This window comes from Cetobacterium sp. (assembly GCF_048470075.1).
In the GTDB taxonomy this organism is placed as follows: domain Bacteria; phylum Fusobacteriota; class Fusobacteriia; order Fusobacteriales; family Fusobacteriaceae; genus Cetobacterium_A.
The window spans coordinates 1-7388 of sequence record NZ_DBGBQB010000201.1 but is presented as its reverse complement, the minus strand read 5'-3'; the positions used below and the strand labels follow the sequence as shown (position 1 = coordinate 7388).

Sequence of the window (7388 nt, the reverse complement as noted above, 5' to 3'; positions counted from 1 at the left end):
CTGTAAGGGATTTTTTTTTTAAATAAAAAATTTGCCTAGCTATCTCTAAGAGTTGAGTATTTTTTTTAGGATTAGATATATTTTTCAAAGATACCTCCTTATGAATTTTCAGATAAAAATAGAGAATCAAGAAAAATTTCCACATCAACAATTATATAACCATTATTTTTTTTGAAATTTGATTCAGGATATTTTTTAAATTTTTTGTAAAGAGTTTGTTTTTCAAAAGGTACTATAAGTTCAAGCTCCTCTACTAGAATAAAACTACCAACATGTTCTTTAATTAAAGTTTTAATATAGATACTATCCTTCATAAGTTTCTCCCAAAATATTTATTTTATGCATCTGCATAATACTGATAATACGGGACAATAAATAGCAAGTCAAACTTTTTTTAAAAAATAGATGAAGAGTGGTATTTTTAAGGAAAAAATAAAAAAGTAGAAGAGTAGTATTTTGAATACTGTAATAAAAAAAAGTTTATGCTATTATTAAAATATCTCGAGATAATATAAAAAAATAGAAATGAAGGAGGTAGTAGATGAGTATGACAGTAGGTGGGGCAAAGGCAATACTAGAAGGAGTAATAATAAAAAAAGAGAAGAGTATTGAAAGAGAAAGTACATACCAAAAAGAGATGACAGATGATAGAGCAACACTATCATATATTGAAAAGTTACAAGCTGATGGAGAACCGTTACCAGATGGGAATCCATATGCATCATTTGTGGAGTGGAAAGAACAAATAGAGAAGGAGATTAAGGCTGGGCAGAGTTCTTTAGACAGAATATCTATTGAAAAAGCTGAACTTATGGCTTTTAATTATTTTGTAGAAAATGCTCCAGAAGTATAATTTCATTTAAAGGTCTAGATAAAATCTAGGCCTTGTTTTATTTTAAGAAAAAAAGAACTAAAAAAGTGCATTCTTGAAGAAAAAACAAATAGTTTTAGAAAATCTTCTACTTTAACTAGGTAGAAAAATATGGTATACTAATGTAACAAAAAAGAAAATTTTAAGACTTTATTAAAAAATATAAAAAATTGAAAATTTAAGTTATTTAATAAGATTTTAAAATATGAGAAAAGGAGAGAGGGGAAAATATGAAACACCAAGTTTCTACTGAGGTTAAGTATGATGATGAGATAGATTTAATGGAGCTACTACACATACTTGTAAAAGAGAAAAAAACTATTTTTATAACAATGTTAATAGTAACGCTATTATCTTTAGGAGGAGCACTTTATGAAAGAAATAAAGCTAAAAAGGTTTCAGCTATTTTTAGTGTTAGTGAAGGATATAAAGAGGAAAATCTTTTAGTAGCAAATGTATTGGAAAGAGTTTATAGAGAAAATAATGTAAGAAAAGCAAATGATATCTCTCTAGATGAGTTTCGTAGTAAGTTTAAAGTAACTGGAATTATCCCAAAAGAGATTGAGGATAAGAGAGCGTTTTTAGCAAAAAATGCAGAGACTTTAGCATATACTCCAACAAGCTATAGAGTGGATTTAAGAGTGGGGAGTATAGAGGAGAGTAAGCATGTTTTGGAAGATTACTATGTATATTTAAATGAATACTACAGAGCATTAAATGAATCTAGATATAGATTTAAACAGTTTGATTCAAATATTTTAGCTGATGAAAGATATAATTATGAGGATTATTTAAGAATACTCGATGAAAGAAAAGCATCTTTAAAAGAACTTATAGCAGGAAGAGAGATATCAAGAACCGATTATGTATCATATGGATTTGGATATAGAAGAATTCAAATAGCATTACAAAATCTGGAAAATATAAGAATAAGGGATTTAAGAAACTATCTTTTGGCAACAAATACAGTTAGAAATCCTGATAAGTTTAGAAGTGAGTATCTGAATAGAAAGATAGTTTTAGAGAATAGAATTAGAGAGAAAAAAGAGGAAGCAAAAAACTACAAAAGTCTTTTAGAAGATTATAAATTTGAGGATAGTAATGTAGTTGTTCCTAAAGGAGTGAAAGTTTTAATAGGTGATAATGAGAAAGAGAGATATTATATAGAACTTATGAATAGTTATTTAAAGGTAGAAAATGAACTATCTAATTTACAACAGCAATTAGATGAATTAATCTATATAAGTAAAAATTTTAAAATTGGAACAGAGGCAGAGAGAGTATATATTTTAGAAAGTTTAAAAAATATTGTAAAAGAATATAATAATATAGTATCAGAGGCTAACATTTTAGAGGCAAAGGAGAACTATATTAATAATGGGGCATTAATAAAATTGGCAGCTCCAATAGAGATTATTTCTAATTCAAAAGCTAAATTAATGTTAACAGTGGGGATAGTAATGGGGTTATTTTTGGGAATTATGATGGCATTTATAAAGAATTTTTATAACTCTTTTAAAAACTTCAAAAAAGGAGTTATGGTATTAGCACTATTTTCTTTTGTGAGTATAAGTGGTTATTCTAAAGAGGAAGTGACTTTACAGTTTACTCACAAGGAGATGAAATCTGGAGTAAATCCAGATAAAACACCTTTTAATTTAGAGGAGACTTTAGTAAAAGAGTTTTTAGTCAAAAGATTAAAATTGTCTATAGAGGAGTTAAAAAATGTAACAATAACTCCAATTTTTCCCAAAAGAAGCCTAGATGATGTAGAGAAAAGGATAAAAGATGGAGAGGCAGATTATCTGTATTTACCAACAGAGTATAGAGTAATTTTAAATTTAAAGGACAGTGTTGAGGAGAAAAAAATAAAAGAGAATATAATAAAGGAGTTTCCATTATTTTATATAAATTATTTTTTTCAAAACATGTCTTCGGAGTATGATTACTTAAAAAATTATAGTAGTTACAGAGAGGTTTTAAAAGCAATGGATAACCTAATGAATGGGTTATTAGCAGAGGTTAATCTTAGGAGAAAAAATGCAGAAACAAAAGAGATATTTTATGAATATAATAACTTAGAGGTGGAGTTAAATAAAATAAAAAATATAGGATACAGAGATATATTAAACTATATAAAATCTAATAATATAGTATCGAATATTGAACTTGAGAAAACTCTTTTAGATGGGGATAATAGATATATAGTTTTAGAGTTAGATTCTTTAAAAACTCAAGCAAAAATATACTCAAGTGTTTTAAAAGATTATGAAATTGGAGATAAAAAAGCCTCTGTTCTAGAAAATGGAGATATTAGTTTGAGTTCAGAAACTGGACTTAGAGAGAAGCAGTATATAGATATTTCTAAAACATATTTGAATAATTTAAATAGAGAGAATAGTTTAAAGATACAGCTTTCAGAGAACATAAGATTAATGAAAGAGATGAAAGAACCAACAAAAGAACAGAAATATAGAATTAGCAAAGAGTTGTTAGATATTCAAAATAATTTGAACAATATAATAACAAGAATGACTGGAATAGAGTTAAGGGATTATAGAAGAGAATATATTGGAAGTGTAAGAGCTTTCTAAGAGGGGGATAAAAAGTGTTTAGAGAGAATGTAATAACAGAGCTATTTTCTAATAAGAGAAATATAGTAAAGTTAATAATAGACCTAGGTACAGTATTTACTGGAATCTTTCTAGGCCTTTTGGTAAGATTTGAAGGAAAATGGGAAGAACATGTAGAAAGTAGCTATTTCATAGTATATGGAATAGCGTTTTTGTGTTTTTATTTAATAAGAAAAAATTCTATGAAAAGTTGGAGTTATACCAACTCTTTAGATGTGTTAAATCTTACAGCAACTAACTTTGTAGCTTTAATAGTAACTTTGGCTTACTATGCTGTGAGCAGACAGTAATATTCTAGAACTGTAGTTTTAGTTGGATTTTTATTAGTAACAGTGTTGCAACTTTTATGGAGATTTTTCTTTAGATTAAATAGATCATATAGAGTTATGCTAGGTAAAAGTAAACCAAAACCAAATACACTTGTATATGGTGCAGGAGAAGCTGGTGTAGCACTACTTCGTGATGGACTTACAAATCCAAATTATCCATATCATATTACGGCTATTATAGATGATGATAGACGTAAACGTGGAACATACATAAATGGTGTAAAAGTTTATGGAGATTTTTATGATTTAGAAAATGTTATAAAAGAGCAGAGTATAGAGACTGTAATAGTTGCTATACCAACTATAAAAAGAGAGAGAATAAAAGAGATAATAGATATTACTAAGTGCTGCAACAATGTAAAGGTAAAGATACTTCCAGGACTTGATGAGATACTACAGGATGAAAATATAGCAAATCAGGTACGTGATGTTAGCATAGAGGATCTTTTAGGAAGAGAGCAGATACTTGTTAATGGAGATAATATTAAAGAGATAATAGAAGATAAAACTGTATTTGTAACAGGAGGAGCTGGAAGTATAGGAAGTGAACTTGCTCGTCAAATAGCTAAATATAATCCTAAAAAACTAATAACAATAGATGTAAATGAAAATGATCTTTACTTCTTGGAATTAGAGTTAAAAAGAACATTTAAAAATTTAGATTTACAAAGTGAGATTTGCAATATTAGAGAACAGGATAAGGTAGAGTTATTATTTCAAAAATATAAACCCAATATAGTTTTCCATGCAGCTGCTCATAAGCATGTACCACTTATGGAACATAATCCAGAGGAAGCTATAAAGAATAATATATTTGGAACAAAAAAAGTAGCTGAGATGGCGATTAAATATGGTGTGGATAGATTTGTATTAATATCTACAGATAAAGCTGTTAATCCAACTAATGTGATGGGAGCGACTAAAAGAGCTTGTGAGATAGTTGTGGAGACAATGAATAAAAAGAGCATTACAAAGTTTATGGCAGTACGTTTTGGGAATGTACTTGGAAGTAATGGATCAGTTATACCAATATTTAAAAAACTTATTAGTGAAGGAAAAAATTTGACACTTACTCATCCAGATATTACAAGATATTTTATGACTATACCTGAGGCAGCTCAGCTTGTTATAGAGGCTGGAGCTATTGGAAAAGGTGGAGAGCTATTTATTTTAGATATGGGAGAGCCTGTAAAAATAATTGATTTAGCTAAAACTATGATAAAACTTTCTAATGCCAATGTAGATATTGATATAGTAGGGCTTCGTCCAGGAGAAAAACTTTATGAAGAGTTACTTTATGATGTAAATGCAGCAATAAAAACAGAGAATAATAAGATATTTATAACACATATAGATGAAACAGATGTAGACTTAGATGAGCATTTAGAAAAATTGAGTGAGGCTGTTAAAAATCCTAAAAAAGAGGAGATAAAAGAGCTGATGAAAAAATTTGTAGTAACATATAAAGAACCACCTCAAGAGAAAAAGGTAATCTAATGGAAAAATTATTATAATTGGTGCTGGTGGTCATGGAAGAGTTGTTATAAATTCTAAGAGCAAACTTGGAAACAGTGTAATAGTAAATATAGGAAGTGTTATAGAATATGACTGTATATTAGAAGATTATTCTCACCTATTATATGGAGTTCTTTTGGGAAGTGGAGTGAAAGTAAAAAAGAAAGTATATATAGATATAGGAGAATGTGTAAAAAGAGGTATAACAGTGGAAAGGGATATAAGATGAAAAGGTTATTTGATATAGTAGTATCACTTGTTGGTTTAATAGTATTTGCTCCCGTGATGCTAATAGTTGCAATAGTGGTAAAAGTAACATCCCCAGGACCAGTATTTTTTTCTCAAAAAAGACTAACTAAAGGGATGAAGGAGTTTAGTATTTATAAGTTCCGTAGCATGGTAAGCAATGAGTTTAGAGAGAAAAATACAGTACAGATTAAAGGGAGTTCTAGTGAGATTACACCAATTGGAAAGTTTATGAGAAAAACTAAAATAGATGAACTTCCACAATTTTGGAATATTTTAAAGGGAGATATGAGTTTTATAGGTCCAAGACCTGAACTTCCAAGACGTTTAAAATATTATAATGATAGACAAAAAGAGATATTTTCAGTGAGGAGTGGAATATCTTCTCCAGCAAGTATAGTATTTTCAGATGAAGAGTATTTAATGAATCAAGTACAAGACCCGGAAAAATTTTACATAGAACAGATAATGCCATATAAAATAGAATTGAATTTGTATTATATTAACCACCAAAGTTTTTTATATGATATTTGGCTAATAGTAGCGACACTACTTAAAATAGTTAATAGAGTAAAAAATGAGGATGTTGTTAAAGATAAAATACTTTTATCTGAGAAAGAAGAGATGGTAAAAAAGATAGGAGTTGAATATTAATGAAAAAGAAAACTCTTATGATAACTGGTGCTACCGGATTTATAGGTAGTAACTTTATAAAAAAATATCAAAGTGAGTATAATATAGTTCCTGTCTGTTTAATAGAAAATAAACCTGAAGATTTAGATTATACAGAAGTGGATACAATACTTCACTTGGCGGCAATAGTTCATCAGATGAAGGGAGCTCCAGAAGAAAAATATTTTGAAGTGAATACAGAACTTACTAAAAGATTAGCAACAGTGGCTAAAGAAAAAGGTGTAAAACATTTTGCATTTTATTCGACAGTAGCTGTTTGGGGGACACATGGATATTTTGAGTATGATAAAGTAATAACCTTAAAAACACCGCTTAATCCAGTAACACCATATGCTAAAAGTAAGTATAATGCTGAAGAGATTTTAAATGATTTGAGGGATAAAAAATTTAAGATATCTATAATTAGGCCACCAATGGTATATGGAGAAAATTGTCCTGGTAATATGAAAAGATTGGAAAAATTAGTGGATTTATTACCAGTTTTACCATTTGGAAATGATGAGAATAAAAGAACAATAGTTCATATTGATAAATTATTAAATGAAACAAACCAGATAATTCAAAATGAAAATGAAGGAATATTTATTCCTAGGAATGACAAAGATATGTCAATAAAAGAAATATTAGAATATGTATTTAAAGAAAAAAATAAAAAAAGAATATTGATAAAGTTTCCTAAAGTTGGAATAAGATTACTCCATAAAATAAAACCGAGAGTAATTGAAAGTCTGTATGGGAGTTTAGTATTAAAAAAAAATAATACAGGAGAACAAATGAATGATATATTAGTGTCTATTGTTACAGTTGCTTATAATAGTTCTAAAACAATAGAGAAAACAATAGAAAGTGTATTGAATCAAAGTTATAAAAACATTGAATATATAATAGTTGATGGAGAGTCAAAAGATAACACATTAGAAATTATAAAAAAATTTCAAAAAAATTTTGAAAATAGAGGAATAAAGTATAAATTTATAAGTGAAAAAGACAATGGAATTTATGATGCTATGAATAAGGGAATATCAATGTGTCAAGGAGAGCTAGTAGGAATGATAAATAGCGATGATTGGTATGAATTAGATGCTGTTCAAAATATAGTAG

General features: G+C 28.2%; 8 protein-coding genes and 1 pseudogene. 8 read left to right on the top strand and 1 reads right to left on the bottom strand.

Annotation, left to right across the window (positions count from 1 at the left end; genetic code table 11):
* Positions 1-98: 98 nt before the first annotated feature.
* Complete coding sequence (locus ACMOUI_RS07285; RefSeq protein WP_418965065.1) at positions 99-314, bottom strand: hypothetical protein; 216 nt, start codon at positions 312-314, stop codon at positions 99-101.
* A gap of 227 nt (positions 315-541) precedes the next feature.
* Between ACMOUI_RS07285 and ACMOUI_RS07280 the strand changes: the two genes are divergently transcribed.
* The 8 genes and pseudogenes from ACMOUI_RS07280 to ACMOUI_RS07245 all read left to right on the top strand — a co-directional run.
* On the top strand, positions 542-853 hold the full coding sequence (locus tag ACMOUI_RS07280; protein WP_418965064.1) for a hypothetical protein: 312 nt from the start codon (positions 542-544) through the stop codon (positions 851-853).
* A 248-nt stretch (positions 854-1101) separates the two neighbouring features.
* Positions 1102-3465, top strand: coding sequence for a hypothetical protein (locus tag ACMOUI_RS07275; protein WP_418965063.1), 2364 nt, complete (start codon positions 1102-1104; stop codon positions 3463-3465).
* A 14-nt stretch (positions 3466-3479) separates the two neighbouring features.
* Positions 3480-3794 carry a hypothetical protein gene (locus tag ACMOUI_RS07270; protein ID WP_418965062.1) on the top strand — a complete coding sequence of 105 codons (315 nt, stop codon included), beginning with the start codon at positions 3480-3482 and terminating at the stop codon, positions 3792-3794.
* A 12-nt stretch (positions 3795-3806) separates the two neighbouring features.
* A pseudogene (locus tag ACMOUI_RS07265) lies at positions 3807-4160 on the top strand (nucleoside-diphosphate sugar epimerase/dehydratase); the annotation flags it as partial.
* Entirely contained in the window at positions 4137-5330 is a 1194-nt protein-coding gene (locus ACMOUI_RS07260) for a UDP-N-acetylglucosamine 4,6-dehydratase family protein (protein ID WP_418965067.1), read from the top strand. The pseudogene ACMOUI_RS07265 and the gene ACMOUI_RS07260, both read left to right, overlap by 24 nt.
* Positions 5331-5337: 7 nt before the next feature.
* A complete protein-coding gene (locus ACMOUI_RS07255; protein WP_418965066.1) occupies positions 5338-5577 on the top strand; it encodes a hypothetical protein in 240 nt (79 codons plus the stop codon).
* Positions 5574-6248 (top strand): sugar transferase, encoded by a 675-nt coding sequence (locus ACMOUI_RS07250; RefSeq protein ID WP_418965061.1) that lies wholly within the window; start codon positions 5574-5576, stop codon positions 6246-6248. The genes ACMOUI_RS07255 and ACMOUI_RS07250 overlap by 4 nt, the downstream gene beginning before the upstream one ends.
* On the top strand, positions 6248-7388 hold a 1141-nt coding region (locus tag ACMOUI_RS07245), incomplete at its 3' end, for a glycosyltransferase (protein WP_418965060.1). The genes ACMOUI_RS07250 and ACMOUI_RS07245, both read left to right, overlap by 1 nt.